The organism is Ancylobacter oerskovii (assembly GCF_018390555.1).
Lineage (GTDB): Bacteria > Pseudomonadota > Alphaproteobacteria > Rhizobiales > Xanthobacteraceae > Ancylobacter > Ancylobacter oerskovii.
This window is the reverse complement of record NZ_JAHBGB010000019.1, coordinates 262,937-284,251: the sequence shown is the minus strand read 5'-3', so window position 1 is coordinate 284,251 and position 21,315 is coordinate 262,937. Positions and strand designations below refer to the sequence as shown.

Genomic DNA, 21,315 nt, shown 5'->3' with positions numbered 1-21,315 from the left:
CATCCGCCTCACTCCACCGCCGCGCCGATCAGATCCCCGACGGCATGGATGAGGGTCTCGTCGTGGAAGCTGCTCTTGGTCAGATAATAATCCGCGCCGGCATCGAGGCCGCGGCGCCGATCCTCCTCGCGGTCCTTGTAGGACACGATCATCACCGGCAGCCGGTTGAGACGCGGGTCGCGCCGGATCAGCGTCACCAGCTCGATGCCGTCCATGCGCGGCATGTCGACATCGGTGACGACGAGGTCGAACGCCTCGGAGCGCACGGCGTTCCAGCCATCCATGCCGTCGACGGCGATCTCCACGGCATAGCCGTGCTGGTCGAGCAGCTTGCGCTCCAGTTCGCGCACGGTGAGCGAATCGTCGACCACCAGCACCCGCTTGCGCCGGCTCTGCACCGCGGCGGCGGCATGGCGCTTCAGGCTGCGGAAGGCGCCGGCCATGGCGAGCTTGTCGGCCGACTGCAGCAGGTCGTCCATGTCGACGATCAGCACCGGCGAGCCGTCCTCCATCAGCGCCGCGGCACTGATGTCCCGGATTTTGCCGAGCCGCGGATCGAGCGGGCGCACCACCAGCTCGCGCCCGCCGAGGAAACGGTCGACGACCAGCCCGTAGGTGCCCTCCCCCTGGCCGATGACCACCACGGACAGCTCGGGCGCATCCGGCTGCGCCGTGCCGCGCTCCAGGATCTCATGGGCGGTGATCAACCCGACCGAGCGGTCGCCGAAGCGGAAATGCGGCCGCCCTTCCAGCGTCTCGACCGCCTCGCGCGGCAGCTTGAGCGTGCGGGCGATGCCGGCCAGCGGCAGGGCGTAAGGCTCGCCATCCACCTCGACCAGCAGGGTGCGGATCACCGAGAGCGTCAAGGGCAGCTCGAGCAGGAAGCGGGTGCCCTCGCCCGGCCGCGTGGCGACGCTGACCCGCCCGCGCACCTCCTTGACCGTGTTCTGCACCGCGTCGAGCCCGACGCCGCGCCCGGAGACGTCGCTCACCGCCGCCTTCATCGAGAAGCCCGGCAGGAACAGGAATTCCAGCAATTCCTCCTCGCTGAGGCGGTCGGCGGCCTCGGCGGCGATCAGCTGGCGCGCCACCACCGCGCGGCGCAGCCCGTCGAGATCGATGCCGCGCCCGTCATCGGCGACGATGATCTGCAGCAGACCGGCGGCATGGCGGGCTTCGAGGCGGACCAGCCCTTCCTCCGGCTTGCCGGCGGCGCGGCGCTCCTCCGGCGTCTCCAGCCCGTGATCGATGGCGTTGCGCAGCAGATGGCCGAGCGGGGCGTCGAGCTGGTCGAGAATGTCGCGGTCGATGCCGCTGGAACCGCCGACGATGGCGAGGCGCGCCTGCTTGCCCAGCGCGCGGCTGAGGTCGCGCACGGTGCGCGAATAGCCACGCACGCCGTCCTCGAAGGGACGCATGCGGCTCTCCAGCGTCTCGGCATAGAGGCGATTGGCGAGATCGGTGCCGCGCCGGTCGATGGAATCGAGTTCGGCGAGCCGCGCGGCGAGAAAGTCGCGGCTCTCGCCCAGCACCGCCCGGGCGGTGGCGAGCGCCTGGGCGGCGGGCCCGTCCTCCGCCTCCGGCGGCAGGCCGGCGCGGGCACCGTCGAGCGCGCGGGCGAGCTCGGCATGGTGACGCCGCAGCCGCTGCAGGCTGTCGGCGAAGGGCCGCAGGCGCCGGGCCTCGATCAGGGATTCGCCGGCGAGGCCCAATAGCCGCGTCATGCTCTGGGCGGTGATGCGGATCATGCGCTCGGCGCCGGCGGCCGGCGCTTCCCCCGCACCCGTAGCCGCCGGCAGCCCCGCCGCCGCTGCGGCAGGCGGCTCGGCCGCAACGGATACATCGGCGGCCGGCTCCACCGCCGCGGCCGGCTCCGCCTCGGGCGGCGCGGCGCGGGAGGCCGCCTCCAAACCTTCCAGGAAAGCGGCGACCTGCGGTCCGGCGGCCCCCGCCGCCGCCTCGTCCGTGGCGACGGCGCCGAGCAGGTCCACGCCCCGGAGCAAGGCGTCGATATGTTCCTGCCGCAACCGCAGCCGCCCGTTCTGCGCCGCGACGAGGCATTCCTCCATGGCGTGGGCCACCTGCACCGCCGGCATCAGCTCGACGATCCGCGCCGCGCCCTTCAGCGAATGCGCCGCCCGCATCGCCGCCTCGAGCTCGCCGGCGGCGACCGGGTTGCGCTCCAGCGCCAGCAGGCTGGCGGTCAGCGCCTGCGACTGCATGTCGAGCTCGGCCCGGAACAGGTCGAGCATGGAGAAGCTGCCATAATCCGGCGTGCTCATGCGATGCCCCGGTCGATGGCGTCGAGAAGGAGCCCGCCGTCGAGGCGTCCGAGCATGCGGCCCTGCCAGGCGACCATCGAGGTCGCGAAGCTCGACGCCGACTTGCCGATCGTCGCCGGCAGCTCGACCAGATCGCGCGCCGCGTGCTGGTGGAGGCCATGCACCTCGTCGACGCGGAAGGCCACCCGGCGGCCGTCGCGGCCGATCACCACCAGCCGCGCGAAGGCGGCGAGGCGGGCCTGCGTCGCGGCGCCCGCCGGCTCGCCGACGCCGATGAGCGCGGCGAGCGAGACCTCGACCAGCAATTCCCCGCGGATGTTGACGATCCCCAGCACCAGTTCGCCGCGCCGGTGCGGCAGGCTGCGGCGGGGACGCGGCTCGGTGATCTCCTGCACCAGGGTGGCGGGAAGCGCCAGCCACTCGTCGGCGAGGCGGAAGACGAGAAGCCGGCGCTCCCCGCTCCCTTCGCGGGCGGCGGCTTCCCCGCCCAACGCATCGGCGGCCTGCGCGAAATAGCGGGCCCACTCCTCCCGGTAGCCCGGCGGCAAGGCACGGTCGAGCAGGCGGCCGACCGCCTCCTGCCGCGGCGCCGCGGCAGGTCCCGGACGATCGGACGATCCGTCTCCGGCTCCGGCGCTCATCGGTGCTCACTCCTCTTTTCGAGCCGCCGCAGCCGCTCGCCGAGCGCCTTCGCCCCGGCGGCGTCGCCGCGCTGGCGCAGCAGCAGCGCCAGATGCGCCATCGCCTCGCGGTGGTCCGGCGCCAGATAGAGCGCCTTGCGATAGGCCTCGACGGCCTCCTCGCCCGCGCCTTCGGCATCGCAGGCGAGGCCGAGCAGATAGAACGCCGCCGCCGAGGGGCCGAAGGCATCGAGATGCCGGCGCACCGCCTGCCGCGCTTCCCCGAGGCGCCCTTCATTCGCCGCCCGCTCGATGGCGCCGAGACTGTCGCCCGCCGCCTCGCGCGGCGGGACCGCGCGTAGCGGTGCCGCCGCCGGGGAGGTCACTGTCGGGCGTGCGGGTGCCGGGCGGGCCGGCATGCGCGTGCGCAGCGGCGGGGCGGGCGCGGGACGGGACGGCGGCAGGTGCAGGGCCGGCACGCCGGCAGGAAGCCGGGCCGGCTCGTTGTGGCGCTCGCCGGCGGCCTGCTTCACGAAGGCGAAGGCCATCGGCAGCCGCAGCGAGGCGAAGCCCCGCGCCAGCGGCAACCCCGCCTCGCCGGCCCCCACCAGCAGCACGCCGTGCGGCGCCAGCATCCGGTGCAGCGTGGCGAGCGCGCGCTGCTGGGTCTCGCGGTCGAAATAGATCAACAGGTTGCGGCAGAACACCACGTCATAGGGCTCGGCGTCGGCCGGCACCGGATCCAGCAGATTGCCGTAACGGAACCGCACCTGGCGGCGGATTTCCGCCTGCGGGCGGTAGCCGCCCTCGACCGGCTTGAAATGCCGGTCGCGAAAATCGAGATCGCGGCCGCGGAACGAATTGCGGCCATAGACGGCGTGCGCGGCGGCGGCGAGGTTGCGGGTGGAGACGTCGACGGCATCGATGACGAAGTCCGGCGCGGCGAGGCCGGCATCGAACAGCGCCATGGCGATGGAATAGGGCTCTTCGCCGGTCGAGCAGGGCAGGCTGACGAGGCGCAGCGGGCGCCCCCGCGCCGCGCCGGCCGGACCGCGCATCGCCAGCGCCTGCCGCGTCATCGCCGCGAAGGCGCCGGGATCGCGGAAGAACCAGGTTTCCGGGACGATGACGGCGTTGATGAGCTCCTGCAGCTCCGGCGGCGCCGCGAGGAGCCGCTGCCAATAGGCCGACGGATCGGCGACGCCGCAGGCCGCCATGCGCTGCTTCAGCGCATAGTTGAGCCCCGAGGCGCCGACGGTGCCGGCATCGAGGCCGATGCGCTCGTGCAGCAATTGCTCGACATCGTCGAGGATCATGCCTCCACCCCCGCCGGGTGGAACAGGATGGCGCGGATCTCGTCGGTCAGCAGCGCCGGCGCCCGCACCCACTGGACGAAGCCGCCGGCATCGGCGGCGACGGGGCCGAGCCAGTCCGGCATGCCGGCCTCGACGCCGGTGGCAACGAAGGCGTCGGGATCGCGCTGGACGGTGTCGATCACCTGCTCGGCGCAGAGCGCGAGGCGATGGGCGCCCTCCCCGGGCGCGGGATAGCGCACCAGAATGATGCGCGTGCTCATCACCGGCGCGGCGGGGCGGCCGGTCGCGAGCTGGCTGAGGTCGATCAGCGGCACGGGCTCGCCGCGATAATTGATCAGCCCGGCCATGCCGGGCGGCGCGCCGGGCAGCGACTTGGCCGCCATGAGCGGCAGCACCTGCTCGACCTGCTCGACGTCGAGGACGTAGCGATCCCTGCCGATGCGGAACATCAGGAACAGCATCGAGCCTTCCTCGCCGTCATGCCCGGAGCTTGAACCGCGAGATCGAGTTGCGCAATCCCGAGGAAACCTGGTTGAGCTCGTCGATCGCCAGCGTCGACTGCTGCAGCGATTCCACCGTCTGCTGCGCCGCCTCGCTGAGCTGGGCCAGCGCCTCGCTGATCTGCTCGGCGCCGGTGGCCTGCGCCTGCATGCCCTCGTTGACGTCCTCGAAGCGCGGCACCAGCCCCTGCACCTGGGCGATGATCTGCGACAGCTGGCCGCCGACCTCCTGCACCTCGGTCATGCCGCGGCGGACCTCCTCGGAAAACTTGTCCATGCCCATCACGCCGGCGGCGACCGCCGACTGGATGTCCTTGACCATCTGCTCGATGTCGTAGGTGGAGGTGGCGGTCTGGTCGGCGAGGCGGCGGATCTCGGTGGCGACCACCGCGAAGCCGCGCCCGTACTGGCCGGCCTTCTCCGCCTCGATGGCGGCGTTCAGCGACAGGAGGTTGGTCTGATCCGCCACCTTGGTGATGGTGGTGACCATCTGGTTGATGTTGCCGGCCTTCTCGGACAGCACCGCCAGCTTGGCGTTGATGGCGCCGGCCGCCTCCATGACGTGGCGCATGGTCGCCTCCATGCGGGCGAGGCCGGCTTGGCCGCCGCCCGCCAGCGTCGCGGTCTGCTCGGCGACGCCGGACACCTCGCCCATGGTGTGGACGAGCTCGCGCGAGGTGGCGGAGATTTCCTTGGCGGTGGCGCCGATCTCGGTGGTGGTGGCGGCGATCTCGCCGGCCGTCGCCTGCTGCTCCCGCGAGGTGGCGGCGATCTCGGTGATCGAGGTGTTGACCTGGATGCCCGAGCGCTGCACCTGCCCGATCAGCGTCGTGAGTTCGTCGGCCATGGCGTTGAAGCCGTCGGACAGGGTGGCAAATTCGTCGCGGTTCTCGAGCTGGAGCCGCTCGGAGAAGTCGCCGGTGCGCATCAGCCCGACCATCGCCAGCAGCCGGCCGAGCGGCCCGACCACGGCGCGATAGAGCAGGTAGCCGCACAGCACCGACAGGCCCAGCGCGACCACGAAGCCGATGGCCAGCCCGAGCTCGGCGCGACGCACGACACTGACGATGGTGGCGGTGGAATCGTTGGCTTCCTGCTGGTTGAACGCCACCGTCTCCTCGAGCGCCTGCTGGACCTGGGAGAGCGCCGGCGCGAGGTCGTGGACGATGGTGGCGCGCAGCTCGCTCTCGGACTGGCCGAGCGCCGCTTCCTGCAGCCGGTCATAGCGGGCGATCGCCTCGCGGAACGCCGCGAAATTGCGGCGGTCCTGCTCGGTGTCGAGCGTCTGCTCGTAGTCCGACATCAGCTTGTTCGCGGTATCGCGATTGGTCTTGATGCGCTCCAGCACCTGGGTGCGGCCGGCCGGGGTGTCTTCCAGCGCCAGCGCGCGCAGCAGGCTCTGCGCCCGCGTCCAGGCGGTCATCAGCCGGAGGCTGGAGGACAGCGCGGGCACGGTGCTGGTTTCCACCTTCACCGCCTCGCGCTCGGCCAGGGTGAACCAGTAGAAGGATGCTCCGGCCACGGCGGAAAGCACCACGAGAATGGCGAGAAAGCTCGCGAGAACCCGTTGGCGGATGGTCAGGTTCTTCATCGTCCGGTTCCCCCTGTCCCGGCGGCCTCGCGCATCGCGGCGGCCGGGCATCGGGGTATCCTAGCGACGATTTGTTTCCACGGGGTTGAAACCGTCGCCCGCTCCCTCGCGACGCAAGGTCACGGCAGCTGCTTCTTTTCCAGCTTGCGGGCCAGCGTGCGCCGGTGCAGGCCGAGCCGCCGCGCCGTCTCGGAGATGTTGAAGTCGGTATCGACCAGCGTCTCGTGGATGGTTTCCCATTCCAGCGTCTTCAGCGAGGTGGGCCGCGCCGCCACCGCGATGGACGTGTCGCCGTCGGCGCGCGCGAAGGCCCCCTCGATATCATCGGTATTGGCCGGCTTGGCGAGATAGTGGCAGGCGCCGAGCTTGATCGCCTCCACCGCGGTGGCGATGCTGGCGAAGCCGGTGAGCACCACGATCTTCATCGCCGGATCGCGGGCATGCAGCATCTTCACGCATTCGAGGCCGGAGCCGCCGGCGAGCTTCAGGTCCACCACGGCATAGCCGGGGGACGCGCCGTCGAGCGCCGCCTCCACGCCGTCGAGGCTGTGGCTGACGCGCACCTCGTAGCCCCGCCGCTCGAAGGAGCGGGTGAGCGCGCGGGCGAAGGAGGCGTCGTCCTCGACGATCAGCAGGCGCTTGTCGGGATGGGGCGCATCGGTATCCGGCATGTCCGGCTGCGGGGAAAGGTCGGTCATCTGTCAGGCCTCCGCCGAGAGGGCTTCGAGCGGCAGGGTCAGCGTGACGCGGGCGCCGTCCGCCTCGTTCACCGCCTCCACATGTCCACCCAGCTTGCGCACGACATTCACCACCAGGAACAGGCCGAGGCCGCCGCCCGGCCTCCCCTTGGTGGAATTGTAGGGCGTTCCGAAGGCGGCCAGCATGTCCTTGGTAAAGCCCGGACCGCGGTCCCGCACCTCCAGCACGATCACATCGGCGTGTCGCCGCACCGACACGCCGACCCATTCCGGCGACGCCTCCACCGCATTGTCGAGCAGGTTGAAGACGATCTGCTCGAGCGCGACGTCGGAGATGATCTCCTCCTCGTCGGCGAGCTCGCGCCGGTAGTCGAAGGCGGACGGCGAGCGCCGCGCCCGCCACTCGCTCATCATGCCGTCGAAATAGGCCGCCGCAGTGGTGCGCAGCGTGCCCTCGCCGCGCGCCGCGCCCGACGACATCAGGATGCCGGAGACGATCGCCTTGCAGCGGTCGAGCTGGCGCTGCATCTCCGCGATGTCCTCGGCGAGGTCCGGCCGGTCGCGCAGCAGCTGCATGCGCCGCCAGTCGCTGAGGATCACCGAGACGGTGGCGAGCGGCGTGCCCAACTCGTGCGCCGCGCCGGAGGCCAGCAGGCCCATCCGCACGATGTGGTCCTCCTCCGCCTGCTGGCGGTGCAGGCTGGCGAGGCGGGCGTCGCTCTCGCGCAGGTTGCGGCCGATGCGGGTGATGAACGCCACCAGCAGCAGCGCCGCCAGCACGAAGCAGATGAAGGTGCCGCCGATATGCAGGGTGAACAGGTCGCCATGCAGCTCCTCCGACAGCGGCAGCGGCCGGAACGTCCGCATCAGCAGGACGAAGCCGCTGGACACCACCCCCGCCAGCACCCAGGCCGACCAGCTCGGCAGCAGCACGGCGCCGAGCGCCACCTGCAGCAGATAGAGCGAGACGAAGGGGTTGGAGGCACCGCCGCTGAGATAGAGCTGGATGGTGAGCGCCGCCGCGTCCAGCAGCAGCTCCAGCAGCAGCTCGGTGTCGGAGATCGCCATCCGCCGCTCGTGATAGACCAGCGTCGCCAGATTGAGCGCCACCAGGCAGGCCAGCACCATCCCCATTTCCTGCAGCGGCAGGTCGATGCCGAGGACGAAGTCGACGATGAGGATGGTGACGACCTGCCCCGCCACCGCCAGCCAGCGCAGCTGCGTCAGCAGGAACAGGTTCTCGCGGTTGGCGGTGTCGCGCTCGGGCGTGCTCACGGTGCCGGCACCCCGCCCGCCCCGGCCGGGCGACGCCGGAGGAACACCGCCGCCGCCACGCACATGCCGGCGAGCGCGAACCAGGTGAGCGCATAGACGAAGTGGTTGTTGGCGAACCGCACCACGGTGAGCCCGCCGACCGGCATCCCGCCGGGCACCGGGGTCGCGTCGGCATCGACGAAATAGGGCGCCACCGGCCCGGCGAGCCCGCGGGCGGCGGCGATGGCCGCGACATCGCGGGAATACCAGCGCTCCCCGGCCGGATCGTTGTGGCGCAGGAAGCCGCCGCCCGGCTCGGTGAGGCGGAGCAGGCCGACCACCGCCACCGGCGCCTCGACCTGGCCGGCGGCGCGGCTCGCCGGATCGCGCCGGTCCGGCGGTACGAAGCCGCGATTGACCAGCACGGTGGTGCCGTCATCCCTCACCAGCGGCGTGAGCACCCAGAAGCCGCCGCCGAGCTCGGTGACGGCCTGCACCAGCGTCTCGCGGTCGTTGAGGAAATGCCCGGCGAGCCGCACCCGCCGGTATTCGTCGGCGGCGGAAGCGGTGGCCGGCGCCTCCGCCGGATCGGCGTGGATGCGCGCCTCCACCCGCTCGATGAGGTCGAGCTTCCAGAAGAGGCGCTGCACCTGCCAGGCGCCGAGGCCGGCGAACAGGGTGGCCATAACGCAGCAGGCGAGAAGGAGGGCGACCCTCTTTCCCGCCTGCGGCCTCGCATGCTCGTCCGCCCGCAGGGGCGGAAGGCTCATAGCATCTGCCTCATGTCGTGGGCGCCGGGCATCATGTTGGTGTTGAGGTGGTACATGACCCAGAGCGAGCCGGCCATGGCGATGCCCACCACGATGAGGGTGAACACCAGCGCCAGCATGTTCCAGCCGCCTTCCGACTTAAAGTTCATGTGCAGGAAGTAGATCATGTGCACCACGATCTGCACCACCGCGAAGGCCATGACGATGGCGGCGGTCCAGGTCGGGTTGCCGATCTTGCCGCTCATCACCAGCCAGAACGGCACGGCGGTGAGGATGACCGACAGGATGAAGCCGGTCATGTAGCTGCGCATGGAGCCGTGGGCGACGCCGAGCTCGTGATGGACGTCGTGCCCGTGGGCGTCGTTGTGGGCGTTCGCGCTCATCGCAGCATCCCCAGAAGATAGACGAAGGTGAACACGCCGATCCACACCACGTCGAGGAAGTGCCAGAACATGGAGAGGCACATCAGCCGACGCTTGTTGGCGAGGATCAGGCCGCGCTTCTGCACCTGCACCAACAGCGTCACCAGCCAGATGATGCCGAAGGTGACGTGCAGGCCGTGGGTGCCCACGAGCGTGAAGAAGGCGGAGAGGAAAGCGCTGCGCTGCGGCCCCGCCCCCTCGGCGATCATGTGGTGGAACTCGTAGAGCTCGATCGACAGGAAGGCGAGGCCGAACAGGCCGGTGATCACCAGCCAGACCTGCGTCGCCTTCACCCGCTCCTTGTCCATCGCCAGCATGGCGAAGCCATAGGTGATGGAGGACAGGAGCAGCATGGTGGTGTTGAGCGCCACCAGATTCAGGTCGAACAGGTCGCGCGGCCCCGGCCCGGCGGCGTAGTTGCCGCCGAGCACGCCGAAGGTGGCGAACAGGATCGCGAAGATGAGGCAGTCGCTCATCAGGTAGATCCAGAAGCCCAGCGCGGTGCTGTGGCCTTCGGGATGCGGGTGCTCGTCGACCTCGTAGAAGACGGGCGCCTCGCTCGTGGCGGTCACGGTCGTGCTCATGCGTTCACCTGCGCGGCGAGGAGGCGGGTGCGCTCCTCCTCGGTACGGACGACGTCCTCGGCGGGAATGTCGAAGTCGCGGTCGTAGTTGAAGGTGTGGTGGATCGCGACCGCCAGCAGCGCCACGAAGCTCACCGCCGCCAGCCACCAGATGTACCAGATCAGCGCGAAACCGAGCACGAAGCTGATCCCCGCGAGAACCGGGCCGGTACCGGAGTTCCTGGGCATGTGGATCGGCTTGAAGCCCGACAGCGGACGGACATAGCCGCGCTGCTTCATGTCCCACCAGGCATCGGAGTCGTGCACGACGGGGGTGAAGGCGAAGTTGTAGTCCGGCGGCGGCGAGGAGGTCGCCCATTCCAGCGTGCGGGCGTTCCACGGATCGCCGGTGGTGTCGCGCAGCTTGTCGCGCTTCAGGATGCTCACGCCGATCTGGATCATGAAGGAGGCGATGCCGCAGGCGATGAGCGCCGCGCCGAAGGCCGCGATGATGAACCAGATGTGCAGCGAGGGATCGTCGAACACGCGCAGGCGGCGGGTGACGCCCATCAGCCCGAGCACGTAGAGCGGCATGAAGGCGAAGAAGAAGCCGACCACCCAGAACCAGAACGACATCTTGCCCCAGAACGGATCCAGCTTAAAGCCGAACGCCTTGGGCCACCAGAAGGCGATGCCGGCGAACACGCCGAACACCACGCCGCCGATGATCACGTTGTGGAAGTGGGCGATCAGGAACAGCGAGTTGTGCAGCACGAAGTCGGCGGGCGGCACCGCGAGCATGACGCCGGTCATGCCGCCGATCACGAAGATCAGCATGAACGCCACCGTGTACATCATCGGCAGCTCGAAGCGGATGCGGCCGCGATACATGGTGAACAGCCAGTTGAACATCTTCGCGCCCGTCGGGATCGAGATGATCATGGTCGTGATCCCGAAGAACGAGTTCACGCTGGCGCCGGAGCCCATGGTGAAGAAGTGGTGCAGCCAGACGAGATACGACAGGATGGTGATGACCACCGTGGCGTAGACCATCGAGGTGTAGCCGAACAGCTTCTTGCCGGAGAAGGTCGAGGTGACCTCGGAGAAGATGCCGAAGGCCGGCAGGATGAGGATGTAGACCTCCGGGTGGCCCCAGATCCAGATCAGGTTCACGTACATCATCGGGTTGCCGCCGAGATCGTTCGTGAAGAAGTTGGTGCCGAGGTAGCGGTCGGCGGTCAGCAGCGCCAGCGTGGCGGTGAGGATCGGGAAGGAGGCGACGATCAGCACGTTGGTGCAGAGCGAGGTCCAGGTGAAGACCGGCATCTTCATCATGTCCATGCCGGGGGCCCGCATCTTCACGATGGTACAGATGAGGTTGATGCCCGACAGCGTGGTTCCCACGCCGGCGATCTGCAATGCCCATATGTAATAGTCGACGCCGACATAGGGGCTGTAGGCGATGCCCGACAGCGGCGGATAGGCGAGCCAGCCGGTCTGCGCGAACTCGCCGACGAACAGCGAGGTCATGACCAGCGCCGCGCCCGACACCGTCATCCAGAACGAGAAATTGTTCAGGAAGGGGAAGGACACGTCGCGGGCGCCGATCTGCAGCGGCACGACATAGTTCATCAGCCCGGTCACGAACGGCATGGCCGCGAAGAAGATCATGATCACGCCGTGGGCGGAGAAGACCTGATCATAGTGATGGGCGGGCAGGTAGCCCTCGGAGCCGCCGAAGGCCCAGGCCTGCTGCAGGCGCATCATGATGGCGTCGGCGAAGCCGCGGATGAACATGATGAGGCCGAGCACCATGTACATGATGCCGATCTTCTTGTGGTCCACCGAGGTGAACCACTCGCGCCACAGATAGCCCCAGAGGCGGAAATAGGTGAGCGCGCCCAGCACCGCGGCGCCGCCGATGGCGACGCCGATGAAGGTGAAGACCAGGATCGGCTCGTGATAGGGGATGGCCTGCAGGTTGAAGCGGCCCAGCAGGAAGGTCGATTGGACGATGGGAGATTCTGTCATGGCGGGCCGTCAGCTGTTGGAAGGCCGGCGCGGACCGATATCGGCCTCGCTCGTCGGCAGAAGGGGCGACGTGAAGGCGGGCAGCAGCGCCGGGGAGAAGCCGGGGATCGGCAGGCCAGCGCCGGAGACCGGCGCGCTGTCGGCGCGATGGGACGCCGCCGCGGAGGTGTCCGCCGCCGAGAGGGTGAGCGCGGTGGCGAGCTCCTCCGGCGTGCAGATGCCGACCACATAGGACGGGGCGCCGCCGAAAACGGTGCCGCGTCGGGCGTGCTTGTCGTGCATCAGCGGCAGCAGGTTGGCGGAGGCGCTCTCGAGGCCGGCGCCGCCCTTGGCGTCGATCGCCATCATCTCCTTCATGCACATCTTGCCGGGCTCGACGCACAGGTTGAGGATGGCGTCGAACAGGGTCGGATCGACATCGTTGAAGAAGGTCGCCGGCACCGCCTCGCTGGGCTTCTCGAGTTCGAGATAGGCCTGGCGGGTCAGCGATTCCGTGCTGCCCTTGGCCTCGCGGACCCAGGAATCGAATTCCGAATCCGACATCGCCCGGAAGGCGAAGAACATCTTGGAGAAGCCGGCGCCGCTGTAATTGGCCGAGAAGCCGCGCGATTCGACGCGCTGGTTGGCCACCGCGTGCAGCTGGGTCTTCATCGCCGGCATGGCGTAGATCATCCCCGCCAGCGTCGGCACGTAGAAGGCGTTCATCACCGAAGAGGCGGTGATCTGGAAGTGGATCGGCCGGTCGACCGGCACCGCCAGCTCGTTGACCGTCGCCACCCCCTGCTCGGGATAGATGAACAGCCACTTCCAGTCGAGCGCGACGACGTTCACCACCAGCGGCTTGTCGGCGGCGGCGACCACGGTGCGCGAGCCGATGCGGTCCAGCGGCCGGTAGGGATCGAGCAGATGCGTGCCCATCCAGGTCATGGCGCCCAAGCAGATGATGATGAGCAGCGGCGCCGCCCAGATCACCAGCTCCAGCTGGGTGGAATGGTGCCAGTCGGGCTCGTAGCGCGCCTCGCTGTTCGACTGCCGGTACTTCCAGGCGAAGAAGGCGGTCAGCGCCATCACCGGGATGATGATGATGAGCATCAGGAGGACCGAGATCACCAGGAGATCGCGCTGCTGCGCTGCGATATCACCGGTGGGGGCCAGCACCTCGAATTTGCAGCCGCCAAGGGCGGCCAGCAGCGGGAGCAGGGCGAGGAGACGGAGGCGGCGCAATGGGAAACCTGCTATGGTTCTTGCCAAAATGGCGTTGCCAAACGGCGAACGGGTAGCTGCGGTGCAGCAAAGGGGCTATTGGACAATTTGTCCAATGCCGACTTGCTGCATCGCACGCAATAACGACACCGTGTGGTCCGGCAAGCCTCGCGGCCCGTCGCCACCAACCTATGATACTATAGTCCTTGTCCAGTTCTGAATCTGAGTGAGAACGATGGCGCTTCCCACGTCGACCCTTGAACGCGACGCGCGGCAAATCCATGCCGACGGCCACCGGGACGGCGAGGTCGACCCGGGCGAAATCGCGGTCGGCGTGGTGATCGGCCGCGCCTCGGAATTCTTCGACTTCTTCGTCTACGCCATCGCCTCGGTGGTGGTGTTCCCCAAGCTGATCTTCCCCTTCGTCGATCCGCTGACCGGCACGCTCTACTCCTTCGCCATCTTCGCGCTCGCCTTCATCGCCCGCCCCTTCGGCACCGCGCTGTTCATGGCGATCGACCGCCGCTACGGGCGCAGCGCCAAGCTGACCGTGGCGCTGTTCCTGCTCGGTACCTCCACCGTCGCCATCGCCTTCCTGCCCGGCTACGACACGCTCGGCACGCTGGTGATCTGGCTGCTCGCCGCCTTCCGTGTCGGCCAGGGCCTCGCCTGGGGCGGCACCTGGGACGGCCTCGCTCCGCTGCTCGCCATCAACGCGCCGGCGCAGCGCCGCGGCTTCTATGCCGCGCTGCCGCAGCTCGGCGCGCCCATCGGCCTCATCGTGGCGAGCGCGCTGTTCGCCTATTTCCTCGGCAACCTCTCGGCCGAGGACTTCTTCAGCTGGGGCTGGCGCTACCCGTTCTTCGTCGCCTTCGCCATCAACGTGGTGGCGCTGTTCGCCCGCCTGCGCATGGCGGTGACGCCCGACTATGTCGAGCTGTTCAAGCGCGGCGACCTGCAGCCGGCCCGCGTCTCCGACACGCTGCGCGCTGAGGGCAAGGGCATCCTTGTCGGCGCCTTCGCGCCGCTCGCCACCTTCGCGCTGTTCCACATGGTGACGGTGTTCCCGCTGTCCTGGGTGTTCCTGTTCACCACCGAGGGGCCGACCCACTTCCTGATCATCGAGGCCATCGCCGCTCTTTGCGGCCTGGTATCGGTGTTCGTCTCGGGCGTGATCGCCGACCGGATCGGCCGGCGTAACCTGCTCGGCGGCTCGGCGGCGGCGATCGCCGTGTTCTCCGGCTTCGCCCCGCAATTGCTGAGCGGCGGCTTCGTCGGCGAATCGATCTTCATGATCCTCGCCTTCATCCTGCTCGGCATCTCCTTCGGCCAGTCCTCGGGCGTCGTCGCCTCGAACTTCGCGCCGAAATACCGCTACACCGCCTCGGCGCTGACCAACGACTTCGCCTGGCTGTTCGGTGCCGGCTTCGCGCCGCTGGCGGCGCTGCTGCTGGCCTCGAATTTCGGCCTGCTGGCCGCTGGCGCCTACCTGCTTTCCGGCGCGGTGTGCACGCTGCTCGCCCTGCGCTTCAACAAGCGCATCGAGATGGCGACCTCCGGCGACTGAGCCCCGGTGCCGGCGGGAACGCGCCGGTCCACGGGCCCATCCCTCATGAACAAAGGCTCCCGGCGGACCTCGCCGGGAGCCTTTTTCCATTCGGGATGACGATGCCGCTGTGAGTGCCGGATGGCGGGCCGGATCGCTATTCGGCGGCCCGGGAATCCAGCTGGTCGAGGGCCTCGTGCACCATCGCCGCCTTGTGGCGCAGGTGCTCCTTCAGGATGGTGCCGAGGCGCACGCCGTCGCGGGCCTTGAGGGCGGCCATCATCGCCTCGTGGTCCTCGACCGCCTCGCGCCAGCGCTCCATGGACTTCTGGGCGGTGAAGCGGACGGCGTGGATGCGCACCATCAGCGTCTGATAGAGCTGGGTGAGCGAGGTGTTGCCGGCGATCTCGAAGAAGCTTTCGTGGATCCGGCGGTTGAGCCGGAGATAGCCGGCCGGGTCGCCCGCCCGGTAGAAGGCCAGCATCTCGTCATGCAGCGCCTGCACGCCGGCGATCTCGGCATCGGTGACGCGGGCGCAGGCGGCCTCGCCGGCGAGCGCTTCCATCGCGCCCATGATCGGGAAGAGCTCGTCGATCTCGCCGGGATTGATGCGGGCGACGCTGGCGCCGCGATTGGGCAGAAGGATCACCAGCCCGTCATTGGCCAGCACCTTGAGCGCCTCGCGCAAGGGCGTGCGCGACACGCCGAAGCGCTGGCACAGCGCCTGCTCGTTGATCTTGTCGCCGGCCTTGAGATCGCCGCGCACCATCATGTCGCGCAACTGGGAGGCCAGCTCGTGATGCAGGCTGCGGCGCGGAATGATGGCGGTTTCGGACAGCGCCATGCGACGATCTACTCTCGATGTCCCGCAAAGCGGATGAGGCGGTTCGCTTCTAAATTGCCCCGGCCGGCGAATTTCGCAAGTTGCGCGAAAGGATGCCGGCCGGGCCCCTGCGGCCTACGCGGCCGCCTGCAGCGGCTTTACCGCACATTCGGTGAGATAGTCCATGGCGGCCTGGACGCCGCCCTTCTTGTGCGGCACCCCGGCCACCGACAGCCCCATCTCCACCCCCGACAGCGCACCGAGGATGGTGAGATCGTTGGTATCGCCGAGATGGCCGATGCGGAACACCCGCCCGGCGAGCTTGGTGAGGCCGGTGCCCAGCGACATGTCGAAATGGTCGAGCGTCTTCTCGCGGAAGGCGTCGGCGTCGTGGCCCTCCGGCATCAGCACCGCGGTGAGCGAGGAGGAATAGTATTTCGGGTCGCGGCACAGCACCTCGAGGCCCCAGGCGCGCACGGCGCGGCGCGTCGCCTCGGCATGGCGATCGTGGCGGGCGAAGACGTTGCCGAGCCCCTCCTCGTGCAGCATGTCGATGGCTTCGGCGAGGCCGTAGAGCAGGTTGGTGCCGGGCGTGTAGGGGAAGAAGCCCTTGGCGTTGTGCGGCAGCATCTCCTCCCACGACCAGAACAGCTTCGGCGCGGTCGAGGCCTTGGCCGCCTTGAGCGCCTTGTCGGAAACCGCGTTGAAGGAGAGGCCCGGCGGCAGCATCAGCCCCTTCTGCGAGCCGGAGACGGTGACGTCGACGCCCCATTCGTCGTGGCGGAAGTCGATCGAGGCCAGCGAGGAGATGGTGTCCACCATCAGCAGCGCCGGGTGGCCGGCGGCGTCGATGGCCCGGCGCACCTCGTCGATGCGCGAGATGCAGCCGGTCGAGGTCTCGTTATGGACGACGCAGACCGCCTTGAACTCGTGGTTCCTGTCCTCGCGCAGCCGCGCCTCGATGGCGTCGGCATCGGCGCCGATGCGCCAGTCGGAGGCGATGAACTCCGGCTTGAGCCCGAGCTTCAGCGCCATGTTCTTCCACAGCGTGGCGAAGTGGCCGGTCTCGAACATCAGCACCTTGTCGCCCGGCGACAGCACGTTGGCGAGCGCCGCCTCCCACGCCCCGGTGCCCGAGGCGGGGTAGATGATCACCGGATTCTCGGTCTTGAAGACCGTCTTCATGCCCTCCAGCACCCGCTTGCCGAGCTTCTGGAACTCCGGCCCGCGGTGATCGATGGTCGGCATGTCCATGGCCCGCAGGATGCGGTCCGGCACCGGCGTCGGGCCGGGAATCTGCAGGAAATGGCGACCCGCGACACGGGCGGCATTGCTGGACATCGGCGTGTTCTCCCTTGGCCGCGCGGCGGTCCCCGCGCCTTCGGCCGTCCTTCCCAACCGGCGGGAACCGAGCTTCCCGATCCGTGACCTCTTGCGCAAATGAATTATGAATGCAGAATGCAGTCAAGCCCGCCGATGTCGTTCGCGACATGAAGAGCGCGGTAGCTGGGAGCGAGCACCATGACGGCACGGCTGGCGCCGGGACTGGAACGGCGCCTGAAGGCGGAACTATCGGGAGATGTGTGGTTCGACCGCTTCAATCGCGGGCGCTACGCCACGGATGCCTCCTTCTACCAGATCATGCCCGTGGGCGTGGTGGTGCCGCGCACGGTGGAAGAGGCCGAGCGCGCCATCGCGCTGGCCCGCGCCGAGGGCATCCCCGTCACCGCGCGCGGCGGCGGCACCTCGCAATGCGGCCAGACCATCAACCAATCGCTGATCGTCGACGGCTCGAAGCATCTCAACCGCATCGTCGAGCTCGATGTCGAGGGCCGGCGCTGCGTCGTCGAGCCGGGCGTCGTGCTCGACGATCTCAACCGGGCGCTGAAGCCGCACGGCCTGTGGTTCCCGGTGGACGTGTCGACCGCCTCGCGCGCCACCATTGGCGGCATGGCCGGCAACAACAGCTGCGGCGGCCGCTCGCTGCGCTACGGCACCATGCGCGACAATGTGCTGTCCATCGACGCGGTCCTGGCGGACGGCACGCCGGGGCATTTCGGGCCGGTGGACCACAACCTTGCCGGCCTGCCGGTGGATTCGCCGCTGGCACCGCTGGCGCGCGACCTCCTCGACATCGGCCGGCGCGAGGCCGGCGAGGTGGCGGCCCGCTTCCCGCAGGTGCAGCGCCGGGTCGGCGGCTACAATCTCGACGCGCTGGTGCCGGACGAGCGCGGCACCAACCTCGCCCATATCCTCGTCGGCTCGGAGGGCACGCTCGCCTATTCCACCCGGGTCGAGCTCAAGCTCTGGCCGCTGATCGGCAAGAAGGTGATCGGCGCCTGCCATTTCGGCAGCTTCTACGCGGCGATGGACGCGGCGCAGCATCTCGTCAAGCTCAAGCCCATCGCGGTGGAGCTGGTGGATTCCACCCTGCTGGCGCTGGCCAGCGAGATCCCGATGTTCCAGGCAACGTTGAAGCAGTTCGTTCAGGGCCGGCCGGAAGCGATCCTGCTGGTCGAATTCGCCGAGGACGAGGCGGAGAACGAGCGGCGGCTGAAGCTGCTCGCCGACACCATGGGCGATCTCGGCTTCGGCTGGGACCGCGACGGCGCCCGCTGGGGCGGCGTGGTGCCGGTGCGCGAGGCCGGGCTGCAGGCCGCCATCGCCGATGTGCGCACCTCCGGCCTCAACATCATGATGTCGATGAAGCAGGCGGGAAAGCCGGTCTCCTTCGTCGAGGACTGCGCGGTGCCGCTGGAGCATCTCGCCGACTACACGGCGCGGCTGACGCAGGTGTTCGAGAAGCACGGCACCCGCGGCACCTGGTACGCCCACGCCTCCGAGGGCTGCCTGCATGTCCGCCCGGTGCTGAACCTGCGGCAGGAGAAGGACGTGAAGGCGATGCGGGCCATCGCCGAGGACGCCTTCGCCATGGTGCGCGACTACAAAGGCTCGCATTCCGGCGAGCATGGCGACGGCATCGTCCGCTCGGAGTTCCACGAGGCGATGTTCGGCTCGCGGCTGGTGCGGGCCTTCGAGGCGGTGAAGGACCGCTTCGATCCGGCCGGCTTCTACAATCCCGGCAAGATCGTCCGGGCGCCGAAATTCGACGACCGCTCGCTGTTCCGCTACGCGCCCGACTACAAGGTGGAGCCGATCCGCGCCGTGCTCGACTGGACCGGCTATTCCGGCGAGGGCGGCGGCCTGCAGGGCGCCATCGAGATGTGCAACAACAACGGCGCCTGCCGCAAGGCGGCGGGCGGCGTGATGTGCCCGAGCTACCGCGTCACCCGCAACGAGCGGGACGTGACGCGCGGACGCGCCAACACGCTGCGCCTCGCCATTTCCGGCCGGCTCGGCCCCGATGCGCTCGCCTCCGACGAGATGATGGAGACGCTGAAGCTGTGCGTCTCCTGCAAGGGCTGCCGGCGCGAATGCCCGACCGGCGTCGACATGGCCAGGATGAAGATCGAGGCGCTGGCCGCGCGGGCGAAGTCCAGGGGCATCGACCTGCATCAGCGCCTCGTCGCCTATCTGCCGCGCTATGCCGGGCTCGCCGCCCGCGTGCCGTGGCTGATGAACCTGCGCGACCGGCTGCCGGGCGCCGCGAAACTGTCGGAAAAGCTGGCGCAGTTCAGCGCCCGGCGCAGCCTGCCGCGCTGGCGCTCGGACGGCTTCCGCGAGGACGCGCTCGCCGTCGGTCCGGTGGATGGACGCGAGGTGGTGCTGTTCGCCGACACCTTCAACCGCTGGTTCGAAAGCGAGAACCTCGACGCCGCGCTCACCGTGCTCACCGCCGCCGGCTATCGCGTGCATCTGCCGCGGCCGGTGGACGGCCGGTCGCAACCGCTCTGCTGTGGGCGGACCTTCCTCTCCGCCGGCCTCGTCGACGAGGCGCGGGCCGAGGCGGCGCGGGTGATCGACACCTACGCGCCCTTCGTGGAACGCGGCGTCCCTGTCATCGGGTTGGAGCCGAGCTGCCTGCTGGCCTTCCGCGACGAATTGCCGGCGATGCTGCCGGGCGAGCCGGCGCAGCGCCTCGCCGCCCATGCGCTGCTGATCGAGGAATTCATCGCCCGCGAGATCGATGCCGGCCGCTTCCAGCTGCCTCTGGCGTCGGTGGCCGACACCGCGCTGCTGCACGGCCACTGCCACCAGAAGTCCTTCGGCGCCATGGGCGCGGTGGAGAAGGCGCTGCGGCTGGTGCCGGGTCTCGCCGTCGAGGTGGTGGAATCGAGTTGCTGCGGCATGGCCGGCGCCTTCGGCTATCACACTGAAACCATCGACACCTCGCTCGCCATGGCCGAGCTGTCGCTGCTGCCGGCGGTGCGCAAGGCGCCCGCCGACGCGCTCGTCGTCGCTGACGGCACCTCCTGTCGCCACCAGATCCATGACGGCGCCGCACGCGAGGCCGTCCACGTCGTCCGGGTGCTGGCGGCGAGCGTGACGGCAGCCCGGGCCCGGCGGGAACAGCGACTGGAGGCCGCGGAATAGGAAAGTTTCGAACCGGTCAAAACGTGCTTGCGCCTCCTGTCATGCATTTGCATTATGAATGCAAAACTCAAAAAAACTGAGGAAACGCCTGGGCCGCCCCGACGCCATCGGGCCCCCGAACAAGAGAGGAAACGTCGCATGCTCAAGAGCTTCGTTGCCAAACGCGCCGCCCTGCTGACCGCCTGCGTCACCGCCTGCCTCGGCATCGGCGCCCCGGCCATGGCGGCCTGGCAGCCGACCAAGCCGATCGAGATCATCGTGCCGGCCGGCGCCGGCGGCGCCTCCGACCAGATGGCGCGCATGATGCAGGCCGCCATCCAGAACAACAAACTCTCGCCCACCCCGATCGTGGTGACGCTGAAGGGCGGCGCCAATGGCGGCGAGGGGCTGATGGACATGCTGGCCAGCGCCGGCGACCCCTACAAGATGGTCATCTCCAACTCGGCCATCTACACGCTGCCGCTGGCCAACAAGCTGCCCTTCGACTGGCGCAAGCTCACCCCGGTCAGCATCCTCGCCTTCGACAATTTCGTGCTGTGGGTGAATGCCGGCTCGCCCTACAAGACCACGCAGGATTTCGTCGAGGCGGTGAAGAAGGAGCCGGCCGGCGCCTTCAAGCTCGGCGGCACCGGCTCCAAGCGCGAGGACCATATCCTCGCCGCCGCGGTGGAGCGCATCGCCGGGGTGAAGTTCAGCTACATCCCCTACAAGTCCGGCGGCGAGGCGGCGACCCAGCTGGTCGGCGACCACATCAAGGTCAACGTCAACAACCCCTCGGAGAACGTCGCGGTGTGGCGCGCCGGGCAGGTGCGGGCACTGTGCGTGTTCGACACCGAGCCGATGAACTACCCGGCCAAGGTGACCGCCGACCAGTCCTGGAAGGACATCCCCACCTGCAAGTCGCAGGGCATCGACTTCCAGTGGATCATGCTGCGCGGCGTGTTCCTGCCCTCGGGCGTGACGCCCGATCAGGTCGCCTTCTACCAGGACCTGCTGGGCAAGCTCGTGCAGACGACGGAGTTCAAGGACTATCTCGAGAAGCAGGCGCTGAAGCCCTCCGATCTCAAGGGAGCGGAGATGGTAAAGTTCCTGGAGAAGGACGAGGCCCTCTACAAGGACCTGATGACCCAGTCGGGCTTCGTCGCCACCAACTGACGCGATCCTCCGCGTGCCGGCGCGCTCGGCGCCGGCACGTCCGCTCAC

At 68.9% G+C, this 21,315-nt stretch carries 17 protein-coding genes; 3 read left to right on the top strand and 14 right to left on the bottom strand.

From position 1 onward, the window contains the following. Positions 1-8 precede the first annotated feature (8 nt). From KHC19_RS10175 to cyoA, 12 genes are all read right to left on the bottom strand, one after another. Complete coding sequence (locus tag KHC19_RS10175; RefSeq protein ID WP_213352230.1) at positions 9-2,282, bottom strand: hybrid sensor histidine kinase/response regulator; 2,274 nt, start codon at positions 2,280-2,282, stop codon at positions 9-11. Further along, positions 2,279-2,923, bottom strand: coding sequence for a chemotaxis protein CheW (locus KHC19_RS10170; RefSeq protein WP_213352229.1), 645 nt, complete (start codon positions 2,921-2,923; stop codon positions 2,279-2,281). The genes KHC19_RS10175 and KHC19_RS10170 overlap by 4 nt, the downstream gene beginning before the upstream one ends. Continuing rightward, entirely contained in the window at positions 2,920-4,218 is a 1,299-nt protein-coding gene (locus tag KHC19_RS10165) for a CheR family methyltransferase (RefSeq protein WP_246548621.1), read from the bottom strand. Before KHC19_RS10165 ends, KHC19_RS10170 begins: the two co-directional genes overlap by 4 nt. Continuing rightward, a complete protein-coding gene (locus tag KHC19_RS10160) occupies positions 4,215-4,679 on the bottom strand; it encodes a chemotaxis protein CheW (protein ID WP_213352228.1) in 465 nt (154 codons plus the stop codon). Before KHC19_RS10160 ends, KHC19_RS10165 begins: the two co-directional genes overlap by 4 nt. A gap of 16 nt (positions 4,680-4,695) precedes the next feature. Beyond that, entirely contained in the window at positions 4,696-6,309 is a 1,614-nt protein-coding gene (locus KHC19_RS10155; RefSeq protein ID WP_213352227.1) for a methyl-accepting chemotaxis protein, read from the bottom strand. A 119-nt stretch (positions 6,310-6,428) separates the two neighbouring features. Continuing rightward, the gene (locus tag KHC19_RS10150) at positions 6,429-7,007 is read right to left on the bottom strand and encodes a response regulator transcription factor (RefSeq protein WP_378295624.1); all 579 of its coding nucleotides are present in this window, start codon (positions 7,005-7,007) and stop codon (positions 6,429-6,431) included. 3 nt (positions 7,008-7,010) lie between these two features. Next, complete coding sequence (locus KHC19_RS10145; protein WP_213352226.1) at positions 7,011-8,282, bottom strand: ATP-binding protein; 1,272 nt, start codon at positions 8,280-8,282, stop codon at positions 7,011-7,013. Then, the gene (locus KHC19_RS10140) at positions 8,279-9,031 is read right to left on the bottom strand and encodes an SURF1 family protein (RefSeq protein ID WP_213352225.1); all 753 of its coding nucleotides are present in this window, start codon (positions 9,029-9,031) and stop codon (positions 8,279-8,281) included. Before KHC19_RS10140 ends, KHC19_RS10145 begins: the two co-directional genes overlap by 4 nt. Further along, positions 9,028-9,414, bottom strand: a complete 387-nt coding sequence (gene cyoD, locus KHC19_RS10135; protein ID WP_213352224.1) for a cytochrome o ubiquinol oxidase subunit IV — start codon at positions 9,412-9,414, stop codon at positions 9,028-9,030. The genes KHC19_RS10140 and cyoD overlap by 4 nt, the downstream gene beginning before the upstream one ends. After that, on the bottom strand, positions 9,411-10,037 hold the full coding sequence (gene cyoC / locus KHC19_RS10130; RefSeq protein ID WP_213352223.1) for a cytochrome o ubiquinol oxidase subunit III: 627 nt from the start codon (positions 10,035-10,037) through the stop codon (positions 9,411-9,413). The genes cyoD and cyoC overlap by 4 nt, the downstream gene beginning before the upstream one ends. Beyond that, positions 10,034-12,046 (bottom strand): cytochrome o ubiquinol oxidase subunit I, encoded by a 2,013-nt coding sequence (cyoB, locus tag KHC19_RS10125; RefSeq protein WP_213352222.1) that lies wholly within the window; start codon positions 12,044-12,046, stop codon positions 10,034-10,036. The genes cyoC and cyoB overlap by 4 nt, the downstream gene beginning before the upstream one ends. A gap of 9 nt (positions 12,047-12,055) precedes the next feature. Beyond that, entirely contained in the window at positions 12,056-13,270 is a 1,215-nt protein-coding gene (cyoA, locus tag KHC19_RS10120; RefSeq protein ID WP_213352221.1) for a ubiquinol oxidase subunit II, read from the bottom strand. A 214-nt stretch (positions 13,271-13,484) separates the two neighbouring features. Between cyoA and KHC19_RS10115 the strand changes: the two genes are divergently transcribed. Beyond that, complete coding sequence (locus KHC19_RS10115; protein ID WP_213352220.1) at positions 13,485-14,816, top strand: MFS transporter; 1,332 nt, start codon at positions 13,485-13,487, stop codon at positions 14,814-14,816. A gap of 136 nt (positions 14,817-14,952) precedes the next feature. On the opposite strand, the gene KHC19_RS10110 is transcribed toward KHC19_RS10115, so the two are convergent. Together KHC19_RS10110 and KHC19_RS10105 are read right to left on the bottom strand one after the other, a co-directional pair. Continuing rightward, positions 14,953-15,639, bottom strand: a complete 687-nt coding sequence (locus tag KHC19_RS10110) for a GntR family transcriptional regulator (RefSeq protein ID WP_213352219.1) — start codon at positions 15,637-15,639, stop codon at positions 14,953-14,955. Positions 15,640-15,753: 114 nt separating this feature from the next. Then, entirely contained in the window at positions 15,754-16,959 is a 1,206-nt protein-coding gene (locus tag KHC19_RS10105) for a pyridoxal-phosphate-dependent aminotransferase family protein (RefSeq protein ID WP_213352218.1), read from the bottom strand. 180 nt (positions 16,960-17,139) lie between these two features. On the opposite strand from KHC19_RS10105, the gene KHC19_RS10100 reads away from it, so the two are divergent. Both KHC19_RS10100 and KHC19_RS10095 read left to right on the top strand, forming a co-directional pair. After that, on the top strand, positions 17,140-20,112 hold the full coding sequence (locus KHC19_RS10100) for an FAD-binding and (Fe-S)-binding domain-containing protein (RefSeq protein WP_213352217.1): 2,973 nt from the start codon (positions 17,140-17,142) through the stop codon (positions 20,110-20,112). Between the two features lie 219 nt (positions 20,113-20,331). Further along, on the top strand, positions 20,332-21,267 hold the full coding sequence (locus KHC19_RS10095; protein WP_246548674.1) for a Bug family tripartite tricarboxylate transporter substrate binding protein: 936 nt from the start codon (positions 20,332-20,334) through the stop codon (positions 21,265-21,267). The last annotated feature ends 48 nt before the right edge of the window (positions 21,268-21,315 follow it).